The following is a 25,221-nucleotide window of genomic DNA, read 5'->3' as shown; positions in this document are numbered from 1 at the left end:
GCTTTGCGACGAGGTGAAGTTCCTCGAACACATTGTGCCGCAAGAGCACATGTTTTGAGAGTTGTTTCTCATAAAGCGAGAAAGGTTTGACCTCTCAAAACTAAACGAAACGAAAGCGTCAATTTGTATCTATTGGAAATGTTCAGTTGCGGCTCCTGCCGAGCAGTCGCCTCCACATTTCAATTATCCTTAGAAAGGAGGTGATCCAGCCGCACCTTCCGATACGGCTACCTTGTTACGACTTCACCCCAATCATCTGTCCCACCTTCGGCGGCTGGCTCCAAATGGTTACCCCACCGACTTCGGGTGTTACAAACTCTCGTGGTGTGACGGGCGGTGTGTACAAGGCCCGGGAACGTATTCACCGCGGCATGCTGATCCGCGATTACTAGCGATTCCGGCTTCATGCAGGCGAGTTGCAGCCTGCAATCCGAACTGAGAATGGTTTTATGGGATTCGCTCCACCTCGCGGTCTCGCGGCCCTTTGTACCATCCATTGTAGCACGTGTGTAGCCCAGGTCATAAGGGGCATGATGATTTGACGTCATCCCCACCTTCCTCCGGTTTGTCACCGGCAGTCACCTTAGAGTGCCCAACTTAATGCTGGCAACTAAGATCAAGGGTTGCGCTCGTTGCGGGACTTAACCCAACATCTCACGACACGAGCTGACGACAACCATGCACCACCTGTCACCGATGTCCCCGAAGGGAAAACTTTATCTCTAAAGCGGGCATCGGGATGTCAAGACCTGGTAAGGTTCTTCGCGTTGCTTCGAATTAAACCACATGCTCCACCGCTTGTGCGGGCCCCCGTCAATTCCTTTGAGTTTCAGCCTTGCGGCCGTACTCCCCAGGCGGAGTGCTTAATGCGTTTGCTGCAGCACTAAGGGGCGGAAACCCCCTAACACTTAGCACTCATCGTTTACGGCGTGGACTACCAGGGTATCTAATCCTGTTCGCTACCCACGCTTTCGCGCCTCAGCGTCAGTTACAGACCAGAGAGCCGCCTTCGCCACTGGTGTTCCTCCACATCTCTACGCATTTCACCGCTACACGTGGAATTCCGCTCTCCTCTTCTGCACTCAAGCCTCCCAGTTTCCAATGACCCTCCACGGTTGAGCCGTGGGCTTTCACATCAGACTTAAGAAGCCGCCTGCGCGCGCTTTACGCCCAATAATTCCGGACAACGCTTGCCACCTACGTATTACCGCGGCTGCTGGCACGTAGTTAGCCGTGGCTTTCTGGTCAGGTACCGTCAACGCACCGGCAGTTACTCCGATGCGGGTTCTTCCCTGATAACAGAGTTTTACGATCCGAAGACCTTCATCACTCACGCGGCGTTGCTCCGTCAGACTTGCGTCCATTGCGGAAGATTCCCTACTGCTGCCTCCCGTAGGAGTCTGGGCCGTGTCTCAGTCCCAGTGTGGCCGATCACCCTCTCAGGTCGGCTACGCATCGTTGCCTTGGTAGGCCGTTACCCCACCAACTAGCTAATGCGCCGCGGGCCCATCTGTAAGTGACAGCAGAGCCGTCTTTTATCCTTTCTCCATGCGGAAAAAGAAATTATCCGGTATTAGCCCCGGTTTCCCGGAGTTATCCCAGTCTTACAGGCAGGTTGCCCACGTGTTACTCACCCGTCCGCCGCTGACTAAAAAGGAGCAAGCTCCTCTTTTGTCCGCTCGACTTGCATGTATTAGGCACGCCGCCAGCGTTCGTCCTGAGCCAGGATCAAACTCTCATGTAAAGTTTGGTTAGCTCATAATTAAAGCTGACTAATCAATTATTGATTGACGTTTCGTTTCGTTCAGTTTTCAAAGATCAAACTTGGTATCGCTCTTTTGGGCGACTTTTATATAGTAACACGGTCTCGATTTTAAGTCAATAGCTTTTTTAAAAAACTTTTTTGTGTTCGACTCGTTCAATCGGACGAATTATAATATAACATAGATATTTTTATGATGCAATAGTTTTTTTGAAATTTTATTCACTCAGACATCTTTCTATCAATCTGTACATAATATAATAACAAATATCTATTCTATTGGGAAGGTGAAAACTATTTTAACAAAGGCTGCCCTTGTCATTTCTTTTTTAATGGCTATCTATCTATTTAGTTATTGCTACGTTGAAGCATTGCGCATAAGTGATACAGATGTAGATAAAAAAGTTGAAGGAGGAACTTTTCTCGTCATGTCGATCATGGCTTTTGTTTTTTCCGGATTAACTTATTTATTCATATAGTCTTTAAATCCGGCCTCCTTCCCTCCTGACATTCATAATAAATAAAAGTACGCTTATGATAATGATCGAACCACCTGCAAGCTGGAACCAGGCAACTTTTTCACTTAATATAAGATAAGCAAGGATCGTTGCTCCGACAGGTTCAAATAGCACGGCCATAGAAATAACTGCCGTACTGACCCATTTTAAGGCCCAGTTGAATAAAGAATGTCCAAGCAAGTTTGGCAAGATAGCCAGAAGCAGGAAATATATCCAATCTTCAATCGGATATGGATAAAGCGGTTCGTTTCTAATAATGACATAAAAAAATAAAACGATGGTGCTTATGGAGTACACTAAAAAGGTATAAGTAATTAATGAGATCCTTTGTCTAAGTGATTGTCCGACAAGCAAATAGGCCGTAATTAGGGCACATGCACTCAGCGCAAGCATATCGCCCAACAGCGCAGCGCCGCTCAAACGGAAGTCCCCCCAACTAATCACAAAGCCGCCTATCATTGCCACTGCCGCACTTGTTATACTTTTGATCGAATATTTTTCTTTAAAAAATAAAAAAGTCCCTATAAAAGCGAACAAAGGCTGTAATGTCACCAAGACTGTGGAACTTGCAACAGATGTGTAGTTTAACGACTCAAACCAAAGGATAAAGTGAAAAGCAAGAAATATACCGGCTAAAAGAGAATATATCCAATCATTCCGTTTCATCATCCGCAACTCTGATTTACTGCGCCGTAAAAACATGGGAAGCAAGATGCAAACACTGAAAAACATACGGTAAAATGCAATAGTTCCCGCCTCAGCGGATGACAATTTTACGAGGATCGCGGAACTTGAAATCGTCAGGACACCAATCATAACAACAATATACGGATTCAGTTTTCTTCGTGTTTCCATTTTATCTTATCCTTAAAGAAGTATAATATAATAAATTAAATTTTACTTTTTTTATTTCTTTTTTCCAATAAACAGGCGGCAAGGAGGGAAGCCTATGGAATATTTTTTTGAATGGGAACTATTGGCAAGATTGGGGATTTCTGCAGCTCTCGGCTTAATCATCGGCTTAGAAAGGGAGCTGAAAAGAAAACCGCTCGGTTTAAAAACAAGTCTTGTCATATCCATTATTAGTTGTCTGCTCACAATTGTTTCAATTGAAGCTGCCTATATTTTTCCCGGGAGTGATGATGTTCGTATACAAATGGATCCGCTCCGCTTGGCTGCACAAATAGTATCGGGTATTGGTTTTCTGGGAGCAGGCGTTATTTTAAGAAGAGGCAATGACCATATTTCCGGGTTAACAACCGCAGCCTTGATCTGGGGGGCAGCGGGAATTGGTATTGCAGTTGGAGCCGGATTTTACATGGAAGCTATCGCCGGAGTCATTCTCCTCATTATTAGTGTTGAATTAATCCCTTCCCTGCTAACGAGGATTGGCCCGAAAAAATTGCATAAAAGAGACCTGATAATCAAAATTACAGTAAGTAAAAGGGAAAGTGTTGAGACTGTAATGAAAAAATTGCAGGAAGACAAAATTTTGATTACGCATACGCGAATTAAAGATTTAAGAGAAAACGCCGCTCATCTTATGGAATTAAAAACGCGAGTAAACACGAACAGACCTGTCACGAATATTTATTATACAATTTCCCTTTTAGACGATGTTCAAGAAATCGAGATCATCAGTTAACGGGTATCCTATATGATATCCCGTTACTTATGGAAATCTCTCTTAATATACAACGACATATTACAACACCTCGAAAAATGGAATTCCTTGCACCCGACAGGACACCGGAAAAGACTATATTACGAAACAGCTTGCGTTCGATATTATTTGAACTCAGGCTGTTTCATTTCTCCAGAAATCGTTGAAATGGAAGATACGAAAATTGGTTAGATAAAACCACCTTATCTGAAATACTTAATCAATATATCAGCTAACCAGATCTCGCCACCCTCTCTTTTATAACATAAAAAAAGCACTAAGTTTCAATAATTGTGCTTTAGGTAAAAGATTTCCACCTGAAAAAACCGCGGGTTCGTAGCTTTGTTCAACAATTTGAGACAATAAATTAAAAATAAAGCTTGCACTTTTTTAAAAAGCTCTTATAATGGAAAATGTATTCTAATTTTAGGGGCATTAGCTCAGCTGGGAGAGCGCTACACTGGCAGTGTAGAGGTCAGCGGTTCGAGCCCGCTATGCTCCATATGCTTTAAACGTTGAAAATGCGCCATTTCTAAGCACTTAGAAGTGGCGCATTTTTTGGCTCTATACTAAATGTTGGGGTTTCCACATAATTTGCACATAAAAATATACACGCAAACATCCAATTCTTTTATACTTGAATTGCCTAGAAACAAGAAAAGATTGGAGTTGCGTGCAAGTGAATTTTACCATAAAAATCCCCGGCCTTGAAGATGTATGGATCACAAAAGTGGAGAAAATGGAAGATCGTATTGCGCTTCATGTAGAAATGGCTGTCAAGGTACATAAGTGTCCCAGCTGTGGGGAAAGGACTAAGAAAATTCATGATTACCGGATCCAAAAGATCAAACATTTAAAGTGGTTTGAACGGTTGACGTACCTCTTCTACAAAAAGCGCCGCTATGCCTGTTCGTGCGGGAAGAGATTTGCGGAGGACAATCCTTTTGTTCATCGATATCAACGGCTTTCTATCGAGTGGAATCAGGCAGTATCCGTTCGGATCGTGCAAGCGAAGACATTTAAGGAAACTGCCCAGCAGTTTGGTGTCTCCGTATCAACTGTCATGCGCAGGTTTGATCGTTTGGCCGTAAAGGAAATGACAGAGGTTCAAGAACTGCCCAGGGTGATCGCCATCGATGAGTACAAGGGAGATACAAAGGAAGGAAAATATCAATTGATTATTGCTGACGGGGAGACAAAGGAACCGATTGATATCTTGCCAAACCGAAAAAAGAAGACCATCAAGGATTATCTCCAAAAACATGGAACCAATGTGGAAGTGGTCATTATGGATATGAGCCCTTCTTTTAAAGCAGCTGTCCGAAAGGCGTTGGGGAAGCCAGTTATTGTAGCAGATCGTTTTCATTTTTGCCGTTATATTTATTGGGCTCTTGACGGGGTCAGAAGAAGAATCCAGTCTGATTGGAATGATTATGATCGGAAGAAATGTAAAAGGATGCGCTATGTGTTTTACAAAGACAGTGCAAAGCTGACCGAAGAGGATCGCTGGTATTTGGACAGGTACCTTGGGATGGACGAAGAGCTTCGCAGGGCTTACGAGTTGAAAGAGTCCTACTGCTGTTGGTTTAAGCAAGCCAAGGAAAATGGACAGGCTAAGATCCAAGAAACCAAGCAAGGATTAATGGATTTTTATAGGAAGGTAGAACAAGAGGGCATCCCTGAATTTGTGAAGGCTATCCGTACATTCAAGAACTGGCAGACAGAGGTACTAAACAGCTTTTTATTTGATTACTCAAATGGTTTTTTGGAGGGAATTAATAACCTGACGAAAGTCATGAAGAGGAACGCCTTTGGATTTAGGAACTTCCTAAGGGCAAGGGCAAGAATACTTCTTTTACATAAGTATAAAAAAATTGGAAGTCATGTTGGGTAGGTGAGATTCCATCTCACTTCACCCCAACATTTGACATAGAACCCATTTTTTATTGTTTGTTGATGCGCGTGACTAATTTCAAAGTGAAATAAAATAAGCTCTTCTCATTTGTCGAGAAGGGCTTATTTTATGTAAATATATGCGTTCAACATTTTTATGACTACCCGAATATGTATAAGCAACCTCTTCGAACAATCTTATCTGGCCAATTTCAACACCAGTGCTGCAGCTCCACAACGATCGTTTGCAAGTCTAATGATTCGTTTTTTATACGATACCTTTATTACAGGCTTAAACGCCTACTAGGAACATCCAAAGCCAGCTTCCTTTTAGGGTTCTTATATTTTAAATATTTCTATTCTCCAATTAAGGTTCTACAGCACTTCCTTTTGACGGAATCTCTTTACTGCAATAAGTTGAATATCATTTTGCTTATATTCATTAATAAGCGGACAACTATTTTAGTCATCGTATTAAAAAAGATCATATATGTAGGATTTCATTAATAAGTTCTTTTGGTGAAAATTATTTTTTTTTCTTGAGAAACTCACCTCGCTGGCTAGTTTATTTGACAAACGCAGTTTCAATTCCCTCGATCGGCAGAATTCATCAATAGTTTGCTGCTTCAGGCAGTTTTCATCGCAGTAGCAATGGATGCGTCATCATTTGATCCCTTCCTTATTTATGCTTACGATCATTTGTAATCCAATAGAACTTGTATAATGGATTGGCTGATAGAGCTTTACATCTGATGAAAAAATCTATCATCGGGAAAGAGGGAAAAAAGCATAGTTCGCCTTCATTTTACGTAAGGCATTACTTCTCATTTACATCTTGTCAACAATCCTACGATCAGCATTTTCCAAGAAGACCGATGATATAAACCTAAAGAGAAATCCCTTTAAGCCTACACTTAGGGATTTCTCATTTTATTGATCAGTTACCTACCAATCGCAATCTTCATGCTCATGTCTAATTCTCCTGCATCTGCAAATAAACCTTTCACGTTCTTCTCTCTCTCGTTCTTCTCTCTCACGCTCTTCCCTCTCACGCTCACGTCTTACTTCACGGCATCTACAGATTAATTTCACGCGTCTTCTCCGTTCTTCTCTTTCGCCGCCAACAAAATCATCTTCAAACCACATACAGCTTACACCTCCTTTATATCTATTTAAGCCGGCCGACTCATTAATAATATATTGGAGGTTATCGAAATTGATTGGACAGACAGTCTGATACAATAAAACATTTCTCCATCCAATAAACTATTAAAAGCTGTTCCATAAAAGCACCTTCCGTTTTAAAAAAGTCCTACTGATTGCCTTCTATAAGCTGTCATGGTTTTTATTGAATGAATCGCAGGAAACTTGAAATACTATTTTTTGAAAGGAGATGGAACAGTTGGATCAACAGACGTTTACAGAAGCAGCTATTCGGGAGTATAAAGAAGGGCTGGGCATCTTTACAAAAAAGATGCCAAAGATAGCGGAATCGTATAATTCATTTACAGAGGCGTGTTTTTCAGAAGGAAAAATTTCGCAAAAAGAGAAGCAGATGATTGCTCTTGGAATCAGCATCTATGCGCAGGATGAGTATTGCATCATTTACCACACAAAAGGCTGCCTTGATCAAGGGTGCAGTGAAGATGAAATTTTGGAGGTTGGCGGGGTTTCCGCAGCATTTGGCGGGGGCGCGGCAATGAGTCAGGCAGTAACACTTGTTCAGCAATCCATTGAAGAATTAAAAAACAAACCACAATCACATTAAACCTAAATTCATGAAGCGGAAGTTTCCTTTTGTGCCCGAACATTCAGTTGAACGAAATTCTGATTATGTCTTGATACCCCAAACAGCAGAGCCAAGTTCTTGACTCACCATCATGTATTCCAATACAAAAAAGCAGGTTGTCCCCCTGTTTGGACAACCTGCCTTTTCTTATTTAAAGCTTTGCGGATAAATCGTTAAGTCTACATTCCAAAAAATTGGAAGAACAAAGAATACGGTGAGGACGATTAAAATGAGGACAAACAAGTTGACCCAAAAACCGGCTCTTATCATTTCAATAATTTTTATTTTTCCTGTAGCAAAAATGATGGCGTTTGGCGGTGTCCCAACAGGAAGCATGAACGCGCAGTTGGCCGCCATTGCCGCTGGAACCATCAATGCGTAAGGATGAACGTTGATCGCCAATGCCAATGATGCCAAAACAGGGAGAATCATTGTTGCTGTCGCTGTATTCGATGTAAACTCTGTCAAAGCCAGAACAAGTGCGGATGACAGTAAAATAATCAAGATAAAGTGAACACCTTGCATCACGGTAAGCTGGGTGCCCATCCACTCTGCTAGTCCAGTTTCAATAAATCCGCCGGCAATGGCCAAACCTCCTCCGAAAAGGAGCAAAATGCCCCACGGAATGTCTTTGGCACTATCCCAAGCAAGCAGTCTTCCTTTTTGATTGACAGTAGGGATTAAAAATAGCAGAACAGCCGCAATAATAGCAATCATCGTATCAGACAACGTTTTGATTCCTAATACGTTTTCCCAAAGAAACGTTCTCGTAATCCACATAAATGCCGCAAACAAGAAAACAGCCAACACAAATTTTTCCTCAAACGTAATCTTTCCAAGCTTCAATTTTTCCTCATGAATTAATTGTTTTCCACCAGGAAGTTCCTTTAATTTTACGGGAAAAGCAATTTTAGTAATATAAAGCCAAATAGAAACCAATAAGATTGCGGTTACAGGAGTTGCAAACGCCATCCAGCCGGCAAATGAAATTTGCACGTCAAACAGTTTATTAACGGTTGCTGCCAAAATAATATTGGGAGGTGTCCCGATAAGCGTCCCAAGTCCGCCGATCGTTCCAGCATAGCCAATGGCTAATATAATGGATTTCTCAAAATTTCTATAGTCATCGGCAGAAGCGTCCTTGCTTGTTTTCACTGCCTGGGAAACTTGATAAATAATAGCAGTTCCAATGGGGATCATCATCATGACAGCTGCCGTATTGGATACCCACATTGATAAAAACCCGGTAGCCATCATAAATCCAAGTGTAATCTTGGACATATTTGTTCCAATTAAAGAAATAATCGACAATGCTATTCTTTTATGCAAATTCCACTTTTCCATGGCAGTAGCAATGAAAAATCCACCTAAAAACAGGAAGACAATCGGATCTCCATAGGCAGCGGTTACATCTCCACCCTCCGCTGCTCCTGTTAAAGGAAGCAAAATAATGGGCAAAAGCGATGCGGCAGGAATGGGAATCGCTTCTGTGACCCACCAGGTAGCTACCCATAAAGTAACAGCTAAAACAGCCCTTCCGTCCGCACTTAGTCCTTCCGGAGAAAAGAAAAGCATGGTCAATGCAAATAAAAGCGGGCCAAGAATCAGCCCTGTTTTTTGGACAGTACTGTAAGGTCCGGGGCCTGTCCCTTTTTCTTTTTCACTAGTCTTCTCATCTTTTGATGTAAGTGTCTGTTTTAACACTTTGTTCGGTATGGCCATCATTAACCATTTTTTCGTTTGACGATGTGTTTTCCATAGAAAATCCCATGTAGAGTGTATATATGTTCTTTCCATTGTTATGAGTCTCTCCTTTTTCTACCGATGTAAAAAAGCGCTTACAAGATACTTTTAATGTTATATCTACTTTGTTGAAGATAAAAGGCTGTTAAATTAAATAAATAGTTATGTAAGTAATAAAAGCGAGACTGCCATTTATTTTATAAATCGGCAGCCTCAATATAAACATAGATCGCTTCGGTATTTTGTTTGGATAGACGGTACTTTCTTGCTGGCCGGCCCTTCGTTTCATAGTCCGCTTCTACATCCAAAAATTTAATTTCGGTTAAAAAGTTTAAATATTTTCCCATCGATACCCGGGAGATTCCGATCTCATTCGCCAGTCTCTCTATTGAAAAGGTGGCGTCTTTATTCCTTAAAATCGTTTTGACAATTTTTCGCAACGTCGTTTTTGTTAACCCTTTTGGAATATCCTCCAGACGTGGTGTCTGGCCATTGCCTTTTAACAGTTTATCCAGCTCTTCCTGGCTGAATTTTTCGTGCCCATGCAGCAGTTCAAACTTTTTCTTGTACTTTTTCAATGAATCCCGAAAACGGCCAAATTCAAACGGCTTAATCAAGTAATCAACAACGCCAAAATGTAAAGCTGATTGGATCGTTTCAATGTTGCTTGCCGCGGAAATGATGATGACATCTATGTCTTTTTGTTCATTCCTCATTCTCTTTAAAAGCTCCAGCCCCCGTTTCCCCGGCATATATACATCGAGTAGGACAAGATGAATCTCGGTGCTATTTAACATATCGATGGCACTATCAACGCCTTCGGCGATTCCTGCACAAACAAAGCCAGGAACCGCCTCTAAGTAACGCTTATTAATTTTCGCCACCATCGGGTCGTCATCAACTATTAAAACCCGGATCATTCTGATCGCTCCTCTCTATAAGGAAAAACCACTTTAAACACAGTGCCCTCATTACTTGTATGAAAAGAAATCTTGCCGCTTAGCGATTGTACGCTTTTTTTAACATTGAGCAATCCATATCCATGATTCGCGCCTTTAGTAGAAACAGTTTGATCGAATAATAAATTCCTTATCTCTAAAGGAATCCCCTCTCCGTTATCCTTTACGGTAATCGTACAGGCGAAACCGTTATACTCGATCGTAATATCTACCCTTTTTTCGTGCTTTTCTTTTACAGCATCAAATGCGTTTTCAATCAAGTTGCCAAGAATAGTGATGATATGATGGGTCATTTCATGATTGTTGGAAGCCGGGAGGGGACGATTTACTTCCAAATTGAGTTTCACTTTATTTTCTCTGGCGTAACTTCTTTTGCTTAGTAAAAATCCGGCAATGACCGGGTCCTTCACAATATGGCCAATCGAGCTGCTTTCCGTTTGGTAGAGTTTCGTTTGTTTTCTTAAATAAGACTCCAGTTCTTTGTATTCTTTCATATGAACCATACCTGTTATCACATGCAAAGTATTCATAAATTCATGTGTTTGGGCACGCAACGCATCTGCATATGTTTTAATGCCCGTCAGCTGTTCGGCCAGTAACTTCATTTCGGTTTTATCCCTAAATGTTGAAATGGCCCCCGCCAGCTTTCCATTTAGTATAATCGGTACCCGATTCACCAAAATGGGCAGGCCGTTAATATCACTTTCTTGATCATATTCCGCTTTCGGGGATTGCAAAATTCTAACAAGCCGGCTTTTAGGTAAATATTCATCCGCTTTTTTCCCGATCGGATCGGGTTCAAGCCCGGCTTTTTGAAAAATTTTTATCGCTTCCGCGTTAGCTACTACAATCTCTGCTTTATTATTAACCGCTATGATTCCCTCTCGCACCGATTCAAGCATGGCATTTCTTTCTTGGAGCAAACTGGCTATGGCAGCCGGTTCAAGCCCAAATAAAATGCGATTAATATTTGCGGCCAAAATAATGGCGCCAATCATTCCAATGACAATGCCAGCGCCCATTCCTGTAAAGATAATTTTTTTTCTTTTATTCGCGGCTTCATTCACACTTTGAAGCGAAATGCCGACTGAAACCGCACCAATTTGTTTTCCACTTTCATTAAATACAGGATGAAAAGCACGAAGAGAAGGCCCGAGCGTACCTTCCGCAGTAGAAGTATATTTCTTTCCTTTTAAAACCTCCTTCTCATCCCCGCCAATAAATCTCTTTCCGATTCTGGATGGGTCGGGGTGGGAAAGCCGGATCCCGTTCATATCCATGACGACAATAAAAAGCATATTTGTTTCCTGCTGAATATTCCTCGTAAACGACTGAACGTCCCTTCCCCTTTGATTTTTTTCCAAAGCTTCTATAACGAGCGGTGTAATGCTGACTGTCTGGGCAATACTCATTGCTTTTTCACCTTGATGATGCTCAATACTCTCCGTACTTGCGTTTATTAACAGCACACCTGTAATTACAAGGGCAATGATCACGACTGAACAAACCAACATGATAATGACGGTGCGCAGTGGAAGATATTTACTGCCAAAATTCATACTAGCAACCTACCTTAAACAGATTGTGAAGCAGATGGTTATCTTTCGTAACTATCCGGCCAACGGGGATATCCACAGAATGTGGGTCATTCAGGCGTTGCTTAGCCTGCGAATCTCAAATCCCCGCTGATAAGAAGCAAAAAAGCTAAGCCGCGTCCTGTCGGCAAGCCGAGCGATGGCGACCTCGAAGCGCGCGCTTTTTTCTTCGTATGATGACGATGCTGATGAGCTTTCCTTGAGTTGTCGATTCACTTGCAGCTGATGAGCTTTCCTTGAGCTGTCGACTCACTTGCCAATGATTTCCTGTCCACCGCAACGCCTTTGTGTATTGTATTGAGAACCTAGAAAAACACGCAATGCTTTGACACCGACGTTTTTTTCTCCTGCTGCCTGAGCTAATCAGGCAGTTGATCCACGCTTTTCTTTTTCATCCCGCATTCTGATTGGGGGATCTTACTGCCAGTTCATGCCCGATAAAATAAGCAACTCTTTTTTTCCGCCATTTATTATAGCATAGTGTTATCCATAAATACTCCTCCCTTTTTGAGCACGATCTTATTTGAAATATAACCAGAGAGTCAACATCACGCACCAAAAATAAAAAGTAACAATATAGATAACAAGCCGCATATCTTAAATCACTGCTTTCTCTGACACATCCCCCGACTCGAAAAGATACGAATAACATTGATCCTAGTGATGACGCCTTTTTTTCCAAGAATGCTTGGCAGTTTTACGCCCTGTTGCATATAAAATTAATAATTTCGTTTAGGAAAGGAAAATCAATAGTGGACATTCAGCAGGATTCACATTACTCGAAAATGAAAAAAAACGTCCCTTTTGGAAAACAGGGGGAACAGGTAATAGGAGCAACAGGGAAGGATGAAACCAACATTCATGCCAAAAATTCGAATAAAGATGACCAAATAGACTTGACATTACAAAACACAAAAGTAGGTGTCGTTGGCCTTGGTTATGTCGGCCTTCCCGTGGCAGTGGGATTTTCTAAAAAATACAAGGTCGTGGGATTTGATATTGATCAACAGAAAATTAACTTGTTAAGCAATCATGTAGATCCAGCAGGCCAAGTTCCAAGCGAGGATTTAAAAAAAGCGGGTATTGAATTTGTATATAATGAAGAAAAGCTCAAAGAGTGTAACTTCATTATTGTGGCGGTTCCAACACCGATTACTTCAACGAAGGAACCTGATTTATCTTATCTTGAAGAAGCATCCGCCATCATCGGAAGAAATCTTTCCCCACAAACAATCGTAGTTTATGAATCTACCGTATACCCTGGCACGACTGAAGATGTTTGCATTCCAATATTAGAAAAATACTCCGAATTAAAATCCGGAGTTGATTTCTTTGTCGGTTACTCACCTGAACGAATTAACCCTGGGGATAAAGAACATACTTTTCATACAATACCAAAGGTTGTTTCTGGGCAAAACAATCATACTTTGGAAAAAATATTCAAAATGTATCATAGCGTGATTGATGCCGGCATTTATAAAGCTTCCTCCATCAAAGTTGCGGAAGCTTCCAAAATTGTCGAAAACACCCAACGTGACATCAATATCGCTTTTATGAATGAACTTTCTCTCATATTTGATCGACTAAACATTGATACGTATGATGTACTTGCCGCATCGAAAACAAAATGGAATTTTATTCCCTTGTCGCCTGGCTTAGTTGGAGGCCATTGCATCGGAGTCGATACCTACTACTTAATGCACAAGTCGAAATTGGAAGGGTATTATCCAAGTTTTCTCTCTGAAGCCAGGAAAATAAATGATTTTATGCCAGAATATATTGTAACGTCTTTATTGCAATTAATGATATCCCATAAACTAAATGTTCAAGACGTGTTGATTACAATCCTCGGCATCACTTTTAAAGAAAACATTTCTGATGTCAGAAATTCAAAGTCTTTGGAATTAGTAAAGAAATTGATGGATCTTGGTTTACCTCTTCAAGTATGTGATCCAAACATTACGAACGACCAGAAAAAACATATGAATATCGACTTGAAACCATTCGATCAACTTAAAAAGTCCGATGTTGTTCTTTTAACTGTACCTCATAAAGAGTTTAAAATGGCTGATTTGAATGCCTTATTTAAAAACAACAAAGGAATCTTAATGGATTTAAAAGGAGCTGTTCCTACAGAATCACTCCAGAAAAGCATATTTGTTTGGAGAATGTGACCACTAAAAAGCTGGGACATCAGTAAATACTATTTTCATCGCTACGTCAACATATTTCGCTTTCCGCGGGCCCTGCTTCAGCTTCCTCGGAAAGCAAAGGTCGCTTTCCTGCGGGATCTTCAGCTCGAGCTATTCCCGCAGGAGTCTACATATGTTGACTACGCTAAAAGCTTGCGTATGATACACTGGGACCATTTATCCGACATGTAAGGTGCCGTAAGCCTCCCACTTCAAAATCTTGAGTGAACACAAAAGATCCAAGTGGGAGAAAACGGCTCCTAAATGCCCGATTGGTTCAACTAACATTTCTTGGGAAAGACATACCAAGAAATGAAGTTTCACTTTATCCCGCATGTAAGGTGCCGTAAGACTCCCACATCAAAATCTTGAGTGAATACAAAAGGTCCAAGTGGGAGAAAACGGCACCTAAATGCCCGATTGGTTCAACTAACATTTCTTGGGAAAGACATACCAAGAAATGAAGTTTCACTTTATCCCGCATGTAAGGTGCCGTAAGACTCCCACTTCAAAATCTTGAGTGAATACAAAAGGTCTAAGTGGGAGTAAACGGCACCTAAATGCCCGATTGGTTCAACTAACATTCGTAGGAGGATCGAAGAAAACTCCTGCTGAATGAAGTTTCACTGTATTGTTCGTTTTTTCATCGGCTGATTTTGTTGTGTCCCAGTTTTTTTATTTTTAATTATTCACGCCGTCCAAACAAATTCAGCTTTTTACCATATATATATTGACACAAAAAGAATCAAAGGTGATGAGGCGCATGGAAAAAAAACGAAAAATCTTAGTACTTGTGAAACCTTTTTGGTTATACCCGAAACATAAAGTAAAAAAAGATATTTTTGATGCCCTTGAAAAGTACGCTGATGTCTATTATTGGCATCATAATGGCCATATAAAAGACATACTAAAAACATTAAATATGGAACCCGACTTTATCTTCCATTATGATATAGCTTGGTATGATCTCATGGCGCCCAAAATTGAAGGTTTAGCCGATATAGATATTCCCAAAGGTTGCTTTGTTATTGATCTTCACTGGAATCCTGATGAACGAATTCAATATTTTCAAAAAAATGACATAGACCTTATTTTTTCAGCGACTAAGTATCCATTTCTTAGGTCGTTTCCACAATTTAAACATAAGTTCCGCTGGCTCCCTTGGGCGATTAACCCTGCAGTAATGAAAGATTATGGATTGGAAAAAGAAATTGATTTATTGCTTATGGGATTGGTGTATCTTGATAAAAATGCACATGGACGTCATCAACTGCCCAATACGATACCTTTAAAAGGAAGGTATGAATTCAGGGACGCTGTTTTTTCCAATCTGAAGGATAAACCGGGATTTGTCTATCATCCCCATCCAGGTCATCTAGCGAAACAATCCGACCAATTAATTGTAAATAAAAAATATGCCAAAGAGCTGAATCGCGCCAAAATATTTTTCACTTGCGGCGGCCGCTACAAAACAGGCCGGGTAGCCGTTCTCAAGTTCTTTGAGGCGCCCGCTTGTAAAACACTACTTTTGGCGGAGCCGAATGATGACATCGTAGACTTAGGTTTCATTGATAAAGAAAACTATGTTGCTTGCACGGTTGACAATTTTATGGAAAAGGCAGAGTATTATTTGGCCAATGATGAAGAACGCATGCGGATTACAGAAAACGGTTATCAATTTATTCATAAACACCATACAAATGACGAACGGGCAAAATATTTGCTGAAAGAAATAAATGCCATCTTATAAGGATCTGCTATATAAACTCCATTATTTTCAAATCTGTAGATACCCATATGAACTACAGATTTTTTTGAATTCATTATCTTTTCCTTTCAGCTTTAATCCTTATTCTAATAGGCGGTATCGAGCCAAAACGACAATTTATTAGTTAAATGTGTGTTAACAATAGAGATTTTGCCTGAACAAGCTTCTCTCCAATACATAGTATATTGTGAGTTCATTTTGGATCAATTCAATTGAACTACTTTTTTAAAAAAAGGAGGGTATTGCTTGTCAGTCATTAATTTAATAAGAAATGAAGGATTCGAAACTGGAACCTTCGAATTCTGGAATGCTGTCAATGCTACCATTACTTCAACAAATGCTCATAGCGGCGAATTTGCAGCTTCCTTCGATATAGGTTCCCAAACATCCTCCCTTTCGCAAACCGTTCCAATCACACCTAATGAAACCTATTTATTTAAAGTATCATTGGCAACCCAAGGATTTAATAACCAAATCATTTTACGAATTGTATATCTAAATGACAATGATGAAGAAGTTGGGATCGGGTTGGATACAGAAGTTAACTTTGGAAGCATTTTCTCTAGCCCGACTTTTGAAGCTTGGAAAGAAATTTATCACGTTACAGATCCAGCACCTCCTACAGCAACTCAAGCAAGAGTAGAAATTATTAAACCAGGTGTGGTGGGCTCTATTTATAGAGTATTGGTAGATGATGTTAATTTACTGGAATTCGAGGGTCTTCCTGGTTCTCCTGGTTTTCCTGGACCTACTGGACCTGCTGGACCTACAGGAGCCACCGGACCTCAAGGACCTACCGGAACTACAGGGGCCACGGGACCTCAAGGACCTACGGGAACGACGGGGGCCACGGGACCTCAAGGACCTACGGGAACTACGGGAGCTACGGGACCTCAAGGACCTACGGGAACTACGGGAGCTACTGGACCTCAAGGAACTACGGGAACTACGGGAGCTACTGGACCTCAAGGACCTACGGGAACTACGGGGGCCACGGGACCTCAAGGACCTACGGGAACGACGGGGGCCACGGGACCTCAAGGACCGACTGGACCGACTGGACCTACAGGAGCTACGGGACCTCAAGGACCTACAGGAACTACGGGAGCCACCGGGCCTCAAGGACCTACGGGAACGACGGGAGCCACAGGACCTCAAGGACCTACGGGAACGACAGGGGCCACGGGACCTCAAGGACCTACGGGACTGACTGGACCTACAGGAGCTACGGGACCTCAAGGACCTACAGGAACGACGGGAGCTACGGGACCTCAAGGACCTACAGGAACTACAGGAGCCACCGGACCTCAAGGACCTACGGGAACTACAGGAGCCACCGGACCTCAAGGACCTACGGGAACTACGGGAGCTACGGGACCTCAAGGACCTACAGGAACGACGGGAGCCACAGGACCTCAAGGACCTACGGGAACGACAGGGGCCACGGGACCTCAAGGACCTACGGGGGCCACGGGACCTCAAGGACCTACAGGAACGACGGGAGCCACAGGACCTCAAGGACCTACGGGAACTACAGGGGCCACGGGACCTCAAGGACCTACGGGAACTACAGGGGCCACGGGACCTCAAGGACCTACTGGACCGACTGGACCTACAGGAGCTACGGGACCTCAAGGACCTACAGGAACGACGGGAGCTACGGGACCTCAAGGACCTACAGGAACTACGGGAGCCACCGGGCCTCAAGGACCTACGGGAACGACGGGAGCCACAGGACCTCAAGGACCTACAGGAACGAAGGAGCCACCGGACCTCAAGGACCTACGGGAACGACGGGAGCCAAGGACCTACAGGAACGACAGGGGCCACGGGACCTCAAGGACCTACGGGAACGACGGGAGCTACGGGACCTCAAGGACCTACAGGAACTACGGGAGCTACGGGACCTCAAGGACCTACAGGAACGACAGGAGCCACCGGACCTCAAGGACCTACGGGAACTACGGGAGCCACCGGACCTCAAGGACCTACAGGAACGACAGGGGCCACGGGACCTCAAGGACCTACGGGAACTACAGGGGCCACGGGACCTCAAGGACCTACGGGAACGACGGGAGCTACGGGACCTCAAGGACCTACAGGAACGACGGGAGCCACCGGACCTCAAGGACCTACGGGAACTACAGGGGCCACGGGACCTCAAGGACCTACGGGAACTACGGGGGCCACGGGACCTCAAGGACCTACGGGACTGACGGGAGCCACGGGACCTATCGGACCTGCTGGACCAACAGGAGCTACTGGACCTCAAGGACCTACGGGAACGACGGGGGCCACGGGACCTCAAGGACCTACGGGAACTACGGGGGCCACGGGACCTCAAGGACCTACGGGAACTACGGGAGCTACGGGACCTCAAGGACCTACAGGAACTACGGGGGCCACCGGACCTCAAGGACCTACGGGACTGACGGGAGCTACTGGACCTCAAGGACCTACGGGACTGACGGGAGCTACGGGACCGACTGGACCTACAGGAACGACGGGAGCTACGGGACCTCAAGGACCTACAGGAACTACAGGGGCCACCGGACCTCAAGGACCTACTGGACCGACGGGGGCCACGGGAACGACTGGACCTACAGGAACTACGGGAGCCACCGGACCTCAAGGACCTACAGGAACTACAGGGGCCACCGGACCTCAAGGACCTACGGGAACTACGGGAGCCACGGGACCTCAAGGACCTACGGGAACTACGGGGGCCATGGGACCTCAAGGACCTACAGGAACTACGGGAGCCACCGGGCCTCAAGGACCTACGGGACTGACGGGTGCCACGGGACCTATCGGACCTGCTGGACCAACAGGAGCTACTGGACCTCAAGGACCTACGGGAACGACGGGGGCCACGGGACCTCAAGGACCTACGGGAACTACGGGGGCCACGGGACCTCAAGGACCTACGGGAACTACGGGAGCTACGGGACCTCAAGGACCTACAGGAACGACGGGAGCCACCGGACCTCAAGGACCTACAGGAACTACAGGGGCCACCGGACCTCAAGGACCTACGGGAACTACGGGAGCCACGGGACCTATCGGACCTGCTGGACCAACAGGAGCTACTGGACCTCAAGGACCTACAGGAACGACAGGGCCTACCGGACCTCAAGGACCTACGGGAACTACGGGGGCCACCGGACCTCAAGGACCTACGGGACTGACGGGAGCTACTGGACCTCAAGGACCTACGGGAACTACAGGGGCCACGGGACCTCAAGGACCTACGGGACTGACAGGGGCCACGGGACCTCAAGGACCTACGGGAACTACGGGGGCCACGGGACCGACTGGACCTACAGGAACGACGGGAGCCACAGGGCCTCAAGGACCTACGGGAACTACGGGAGCCACAGGACCTCAAGGACCTACGGGAACTACGGGAGCCACGGGAGCTACGGGACCTCAAGGACCTACGGGACTGACGGGAGCCACCGGACCTCAAGGACCTACAGGAACGACAGGAGCTACGGGACCTCAAGGACCTACAGGAACTACGGGAGCTACGGGACCTCAAGGACCTACGGGAACTACAGGGGCCACGGGACCTCAAGGACCTACGGGACTGACAGGGGCCACGGGACTGACAGGGGCCACGGGACCTCAAGGACCTACGGGACCGACGGGGGCCACGGGACCGACTGGACCTACAGGAACGACGGGAGCCACAGGGCCTCAAGGACCTACAGGAACGACAGGAGCTACGGGACCTCAAGGACCTACAGGAACTACGGGAGCTACGGGACCTCAAGGACCTACGGGAACTACAGGGGCCACGGGACCTCAAGGACCTACGGGACTGACAGGGGCCACGGGACCTCAAGGACCTACGGGACCGACGGGGGCCACGGGACCGACTGGACCTACAGGAACGACGGGAGCCACAGGGCCTCAAGGACCTACGGGAACGACAGGAGCCACCGGACCTCAAGGAACTACGGGAACTACGGGAGCCACCGGACCTCAAGGACCTACGGGAGCCACGGGACCTATCGGACCTGCTGGACCAACAGGAGCTACGGGACCTCAAGGACCTACAGGAACTACGGGAACTACGGGAGCCACAGGACCTCAAGGACCTACAGGAACTACAGGGGCCACCGGACCTCAAGGACCTACGGGACTGACGGGAGCTACGGGACCTCAAGGACCTACGGGAACTACGGGAGCCACAGGACCTCAAGGACCTACGGGACTGACGGGAGCTACGGGACCTCAAGGACCTACGGGACTGACGGGAGCCACAGGACCTCAAGGACCTACGGGAACGACTGGGGCGACTGGACCTCAAGGACCTACGGGACTGACGGGAGCCACGGGACCTATCGGACCTGCTGGACCAACAGGAGCTACTGGACCTCAAGGACCTACGGGAACTACGGGGGCCACCGGACCTCAAGGACCTACGGGAACTACGGGAGCCACGGGACCTATCGGACCTGCTGGGCCAACAGGAGCTACTGGACCTCAAGGACCTACAGGAACGACAGGGCCTACCGGACCTCAAGGACCTACGGGAACTACGGGGGCCACCGGACCTCAAGGACCTACGGGACTGACGGGAGCTACGGACCTCAAGGACCTACGGGAACTACGGGGGCCACCGGACCTCAAGGACCTACGGGAACTACGGGAGCCACCGGACCTCAAGGACCTACGGGAACTACGGGAGCTACGGGACCTCAAGGACCTACGGGACTGACAGGGGCTACCGGACCTAGTGGACCTACAGGAACTACAGGAGCCACAGGACCTCAAGGACCTACGGGAACTACGGGGGCTACTGGACCTCAAGGACCTACGGGACTGACGGGAGCCACGGGACCTATCGGACCTGCTGGGCCAACAGGAGCTACTGGACCTCAAGGACCTACAGGAACGACAGGGGCCACCGGACCTCAAGGACCTACGGGAACGACGGGGGCCACCGGACCTCAAGGACCTACGGGACTGACGGGAGCCACGGGACCTATCGGACCTGCTGGGCCAACAGGAGCTACTGGACCTCAAGGACCTACAGGAACGACAGGGGCCACCGGACCTCAAGGACCTACGGGAACTACGGGGGCCACCGGACCTCAAGGACCTACGGGACTGACGGGAGCTACTGGACCTCAAGGACCTACGGGACTGACGGGAGCTACGGGACCGACTGGACCTACAGGAACGACGGGAGCCACAGGGCCTCAAGGACCTACGGGAACGACAGGAGCCACAGGACCTCAAGGACCTACGGGACTGACGGGAGCCACGGGACCTATCGGACCTGCTGGACCAACAGGAGCTACTGGACCTCAAGGACCTACGGGAACTACGGGAGCCACCGGACCTCAAGGAGCTACGGGAGCTACGGGACCTCAAGGACCTACAGGAACTACGGGAGCCACCGGACCTCAAGGACCTACAGGAACGACAGGGGCCACCGGACCTCAAGGACCTACGGGAACTACGGGAGCCACGGGACCTCAAGGACCTACAGGAACTACGGGAGCTACTGGACCTCAAGGACCTACGGGAACTACGGGAGCTACGGGACCTCAAGGACCTACAGGAACTACGGGAGCTACGGGACCTCAAGGACCTACAGGAACTACGGGAGCCACCGGACCTCAAGGACCTACAGGAACTACAGGGGCCACCGGACCTCAAGGACCTACGGGAACTACGGGAGCCACGGGACCTATCGGACCTGCTGGACCAACAGGAGCTACGGGACCTCAAGGACCTACAGGAACTACGGGAGCCACAGGACCTCAAGGACCTACGGGAACTACGGGAGCCACGGGACCTATCGGACCTGCTGGACCAACAGGAGCTACGGGACCTCAAGGACCTACAGGAACTACGGGAACTACGGGAGCCACAGGACCTCAAGGACCTACAGGAACTACGGGAACTACGGGAGCCACAGGACCTCAAGGACCTACAGGAACTACAGGGGCCACCGGACCTCAAGGACCTACGGGACTGACGGGAGCTACGGGACCGACTGGACCTACGGGAACGACAGGAGCCACAGGACCTCAAGGACCTACGGGACTGACGGGAGCTACGGGACCTCAAGGACCTACGGGACTGACGGGAGCTACGGGACCGACTGGACCTACAGGAACGACGGGAGCCACAGGGCCTCAAGGACCTACGGGAACGACAGGAGCCACAGGACCTCAAGGACCTACGGGACTGACGGGAGCCACGGGACCTATCGGACCTGCTGGACCAACAGGAGCTACTGGACCTCAAGGACCTACGGGAACTACGGGAGCCACCGGACCTCAAGGACCTACAGGAACGACAGGGGCCACCGGACCTCAAGGACCTACGGGTACTACGGGAGCCACGGGACCTCAAGGACCTACAGGAACTACGGGGGCCACGGGACCTCAAGGACCTACGGGACTGACGGGAGCTACGGGACCTCAAGGACCTACGGGTACTACGGGAGCCACTGGATCTCAAGGACCTACGGGAACTACAGGGGCCACGGGACCTCAAGGACCGACTGGACCGACTGGACCGACGGGGGCCACGGGACCTCAAGGACCTACTGGACCGACGGGACCTCAAGGACCTACTGGACCGACGGGACCTACAGGAGCTACGGGACCTCAAGGACCTACAGGAACGACAGGAGCCACCGGACCTCAAGGACCTACAGGAACTACGGGAGCCACAGGGCCTCAAGGACCTACGGGAACTACGGGGGCCACGGGACCTCAAGGACCTACGGGACTGACAGGGGCTACCGGACCTAGTGGACCTACAGGAACTACAGGGGCTACCGGACCTAGTGGACCTACAGGAACGACAGGAGCCACAGGACCTCAAGGACCTACGGGAACTACGGGAGCTACTGGACCTCAAGGACCTACGGGAACTACGGGGGCCACGGGACCTCAAGGACCTACAGGAACTACGGGAGCCACAGGGCCTCAAGGACCTACGGGAGCTACAGGGCCTACCGGACCTCAAGGACCTACAGGAGCCACAGGACCTCAAGGACCGACTGGACCGACTGGACCGACTGGGCCTTAGTGACAAAAACTGAGTTGGGGGGGCTCACCAATCATAAAAACATTCATACTTTATTTTAAATAACACCTTTAGCATCAGGCTTCTTCCCCCAATTCCTAAAATGGAAGATACTCAGATACTCATTTGAGTATCTTCTTATTTAAAAATATAGGAGGGAAAAATCATGATAACCATTAGTTTATGTATGATCGTCAAAAATGAAGAAGAAGTACTTGAAAGATGCCTTGATTCGGTTAAGGATTTAGTAGATGAAATTAACATTGTGGATACAGGTTCAACAGATAAAACGGTAGAGATCGCAAAAAAATATACGGACCGTGTATTTTTCTTTGAATGGACAGGAAAATTTAAAGATGCCAGGAATGAATCTTTTAAATATGCAACTAAGGACTATATACTATATCTTGATGCGGACGACGTGCTGATGGAAGAAGATCGGGAAAAATTTAAATTGTTGAAAGAAACTTTGGACCCTGAGGTCGATTCTGTTTCAATGTATTACAATGCGGGAATAGATGAGTACGGCAATGTCACATTACGATACCGAAGAAATCGACTTTTAAAACGAAGCCGTCAGTTTCAATGGCATGGTGATGTTCACAATTACATTGCAGTATGGGGTAATATAATAAATTCCGATATCGCGGTCACCCATTTAAAAAAGAAACACGCCGTTGGCAGGAACCTCTCCATTTACAAAGAAAAAATTGCGAATGGCGATCCGTTTTCACCCCGGGATTATTTTTATTATGGGAATGAATTACGGGAAAATCAATATTATAAAGAAGCGATTGAGAGTTACACTAAGAACATCGAAATGGCTGAAGGTTGGGTAGAAGATAAAATATATGCCTGTATGTTCCGTGCAGATTGCCATCGTGTTTTGGGAAATAACAAGGAAGAATTACGATCATTATTAATGTCTTTATCGTTTTCTAAAATTCCTCGTCCCGAAGTTTGCAGTCGAATTGGTTACCATTTTCAACAACAGAAGGACTATCAATCAGCTATATTTTGGTATGAGCTGGCTACAAATCTGCCTGATGACCCTAACAGATGGAGCTTCACCTATCCTGCCTACTCTACTTGGTATCCACATTTGCAACTTTGTGTATGTTATTATCAATTAAATGATATTGAAAAGTCTTATGAACACAACGAAAAAGCCCGAGAATACCGTCCAACAGATGAGAGAATCTTGAATAATAAAAAATTGCTTGAAAATAAGTTAAAGACGATATCCCAAGAAACATAGAAAAAAACTTCCAATTATTTAGTGATTTGACCTGCACTCTGATTGTAGACACCACCTGCAATTAGAGTGCTATTTTAATAGAAAAATGGTTGCTATATTCAAAATAAGAGTTTAGAAGAATAGGAGCGCTCTTTCTATTCGCCTATTCCACATTCAAGTCTAGCAAACAAGCGGTTAATTGATATTTTTGATAACACTCGCCTCTTAAACATTTTGTGGAAAAACGCCGATAAAAGGCGAACATCCCGTGGTTAACGATATAGACGATCTATAGATGATTTTTTGTCACTTGTTGCAGCATCATTTCTTAATGCTTTTCTTTTCTTTTTACTCGTGATTTTTTGTTCGATATATATCCGGCCAGCAGTATGAAAAAGGTCAATCCGGCTGTAATCATGTACTCTATTGAGTTGTTCGCAATGTTGAAGATATCATGGACATGATCTTCACGCAGGATCATTTCTCCGGCTGTCCAGGCAAGAATCCCTGATCCGGCATAGGCGATCCACGTATATTTCTCCATTGCTTTTACAATAAAAACCGAACCATAAATCATAATCGGAATACTGATTACGACCCCCAGCATTAACATAAATATATGCCCGTCGGCTGCTCCAGCGACAGCCACTACATTGTCCAAGCTCATTACCGCGTCTGCGAGAATAATCGTTCCAATTGCTTTCATCAAACTGTTTGAGGCAGAAATGTTAGCCGTTTCTTCACCACCGACAAGTACTTTAAAAGCAATCCAAAGAAGCAGTAATCCTCCAATTAAATGAACGAATGGTATTTTCAACAGCCAGACAATCAAAATGGCAAATAGAATCCTCAGTGCCACTGCACCTGCTGTTCCCCAAACGATGGCTTTATTGCGCTGTTCTTTCGGCAATTGCCTTGTAGCCATCGCAATGACTACTGCATTGTCGCCGGACAATATAATATCGATTGAAATAATTTTGAGTAATGCGATCATCGCTGCAGAAGAAATAGTGAATCCCAAAGTTGTTGCAGCCGTCTCCATTAAA

14 protein-coding genes, 1 tRNA gene, 1 rRNA gene and 1 pseudogene are annotated in these 25,221 nt (G+C 46.1%); 10 read left to right on the top strand and 7 right to left on the bottom strand.

Annotated features, from left to right (window positions below; all coding sequences use genetic code 11):
* Positions 1-193 precede the first annotated feature (193 nt).
* Positions 194-1,744, bottom strand: a 16S ribosomal RNA gene (locus tag NST31_RS16195).
* A gap of 305 nt (positions 1,745-2,049) precedes the next feature.
* Here NST31_RS16195 and NST31_RS16190 point away from each other — a divergent pair.
* A complete protein-coding gene (locus NST31_RS16190) occupies positions 2,050-2,241 on the top strand; it encodes a hypothetical protein (RefSeq protein ID WP_077113000.1) in 192 nt (63 codons plus the stop codon).
* A gap of 3 nt (positions 2,242-2,244) precedes the next feature.
* Here the strand turns inward: NST31_RS16190 and NST31_RS16185 are convergent, their stop codons facing one another.
* Positions 2,245-3,135: a DMT family transporter gene (locus tag NST31_RS16185; protein ID WP_205180359.1), complete on the bottom strand. Its 891-nt coding sequence runs from the start codon at positions 3,133-3,135 to the stop codon at positions 2,245-2,247.
* 94 nt (positions 3,136-3,229) lie between these two features.
* Here NST31_RS16185 and NST31_RS16180 point away from each other — a divergent pair, with 94 nt between their 5' ends.
* From NST31_RS16180 to NST31_RS16170, 3 genes are all read left to right on the top strand, one after another.
* Positions 3,230-3,925: an MgtC/SapB family protein gene (locus NST31_RS16180; protein WP_077113002.1), complete on the top strand. Its 696-nt coding sequence runs from the start codon at positions 3,230-3,232 to the stop codon at positions 3,923-3,925.
* Positions 3,926-4,372: 447 nt separating this feature from the next.
* Positions 4,373-4,445: transfer RNA gene (locus NST31_RS16175), tRNA-Ala, on the top strand.
* A 237-nt stretch (positions 4,446-4,682) separates the two neighbouring features.
* Complete coding sequence (locus tag NST31_RS16170; protein WP_253191846.1) at positions 4,683-5,837, top strand: ISL3 family transposase; 1,155 nt, start codon at positions 4,683-4,685, stop codon at positions 5,835-5,837.
* A 944-nt stretch (positions 5,838-6,781) separates the two neighbouring features.
* On the opposite strand, the gene NST31_RS16165 is transcribed toward NST31_RS16170, so the two are convergent.
* Positions 6,782-6,982: a hypothetical protein gene (locus tag NST31_RS16165; RefSeq protein ID WP_339161999.1), complete on the bottom strand. Its 201-nt coding sequence runs from the start codon at positions 6,980-6,982 to the stop codon at positions 6,782-6,784.
* A 247-nt stretch (positions 6,983-7,229) separates the two neighbouring features.
* On the opposite strand from NST31_RS16165, the gene NST31_RS16160 reads away from it, so the two are divergent.
* Positions 7,230-7,604 carry a carboxymuconolactone decarboxylase family protein gene (locus NST31_RS16160; RefSeq protein ID WP_339161998.1) on the top strand — a complete coding sequence of 125 codons (375 nt, stop codon included), beginning with the start codon at positions 7,230-7,232 and terminating at the stop codon, positions 7,602-7,604.
* Positions 7,605-7,772: 168 nt separating this feature from the next.
* On the opposite strand, the gene NST31_RS16155 is transcribed toward NST31_RS16160, so the two are convergent.
* The 3 genes from NST31_RS16155 to dcuS all read right to left on the bottom strand — a co-directional run bounded on the left by NST31_RS16155 (position 7,773) and on the right by dcuS (position 11,886).
* Positions 7,773-9,422, bottom strand: a complete 1,650-nt coding sequence (locus NST31_RS16155) for a DASS family sodium-coupled anion symporter (protein ID WP_339161996.1) — start codon at positions 9,420-9,422, stop codon at positions 7,773-7,775.
* Positions 9,423-9,565: 143 nt separating this feature from the next.
* Positions 9,566-10,288, bottom strand: coding sequence for a response regulator (locus NST31_RS16150; RefSeq protein WP_339161993.1), 723 nt, complete (start codon positions 10,286-10,288; stop codon positions 9,566-9,568).
* Entirely contained in the window at positions 10,285-11,886 is a 1,602-nt protein-coding gene (gene dcuS / locus NST31_RS16145; protein WP_339161991.1) for a DcuS/MalK family sensor histidine kinase, read from the bottom strand. Before dcuS ends, NST31_RS16150 begins: the two co-directional genes overlap by 4 nt.
* Before the next feature lie 788 nt (positions 11,887-12,674).
* Here dcuS and NST31_RS16140 point away from each other — a divergent pair.
* From NST31_RS16140 to NST31_RS16120, 5 genes and pseudogenes are all read left to right on the top strand, one after another.
* Complete coding sequence (locus tag NST31_RS16140; protein ID WP_339161989.1) at positions 12,675-14,096, top strand: nucleotide sugar dehydrogenase; 1,422 nt, start codon at positions 12,675-12,677, stop codon at positions 14,094-14,096.
* 781 nt (positions 14,097-14,877) lie between these two features.
* Entirely contained in the window at positions 14,878-15,864 is a 987-nt protein-coding gene (locus tag NST31_RS16135; protein ID WP_339161988.1) for a glycosyltransferase, read from the top strand.
* Between the two features lie 264 nt (positions 15,865-16,128).
* A pseudogene (locus NST31_RS16130) lies at positions 16,129-18,400 on the top strand (NTTRR-F1 domain); the annotation flags it as partial.
* A 210-nt stretch (positions 18,401-18,610) separates the two neighbouring features.
* A complete protein-coding gene (locus NST31_RS16125; protein ID WP_339165652.1) occupies positions 18,611-20,608 on the top strand; it encodes a hypothetical protein in 1,998 nt (665 codons plus the stop codon).
* A gap of 2,496 nt (positions 20,609-23,104) precedes the next feature.
* Entirely contained in the window at positions 23,105-24,196 is a 1,092-nt protein-coding gene (locus NST31_RS16120) for a glycosyltransferase family 2 protein (RefSeq protein WP_339161985.1), read from the top strand.
* A gap of 307 nt (positions 24,197-24,503) precedes the next feature.
* Here the strand turns inward: NST31_RS16120 and NST31_RS16115 are convergent, their stop codons facing one another.
* Complete coding sequence (locus tag NST31_RS16115) at positions 24,504-25,217, bottom strand: TerC family protein (RefSeq protein WP_339161983.1); 714 nt, start codon at positions 25,215-25,217, stop codon at positions 24,504-24,506.
* Positions 25,218-25,221 lie beyond the last annotated feature (4 nt).

The organism is Siminovitchia sp. FSL W7-1587 (assembly GCF_037963795.1).
Taxonomy (GTDB): Bacteria; Bacillota; Bacilli; order Bacillales; family Bacillaceae_C; genus Siminovitchia; species Siminovitchia thermophila.
This window is presented reverse-complemented; position numbering and strand designations above follow the sequence as displayed.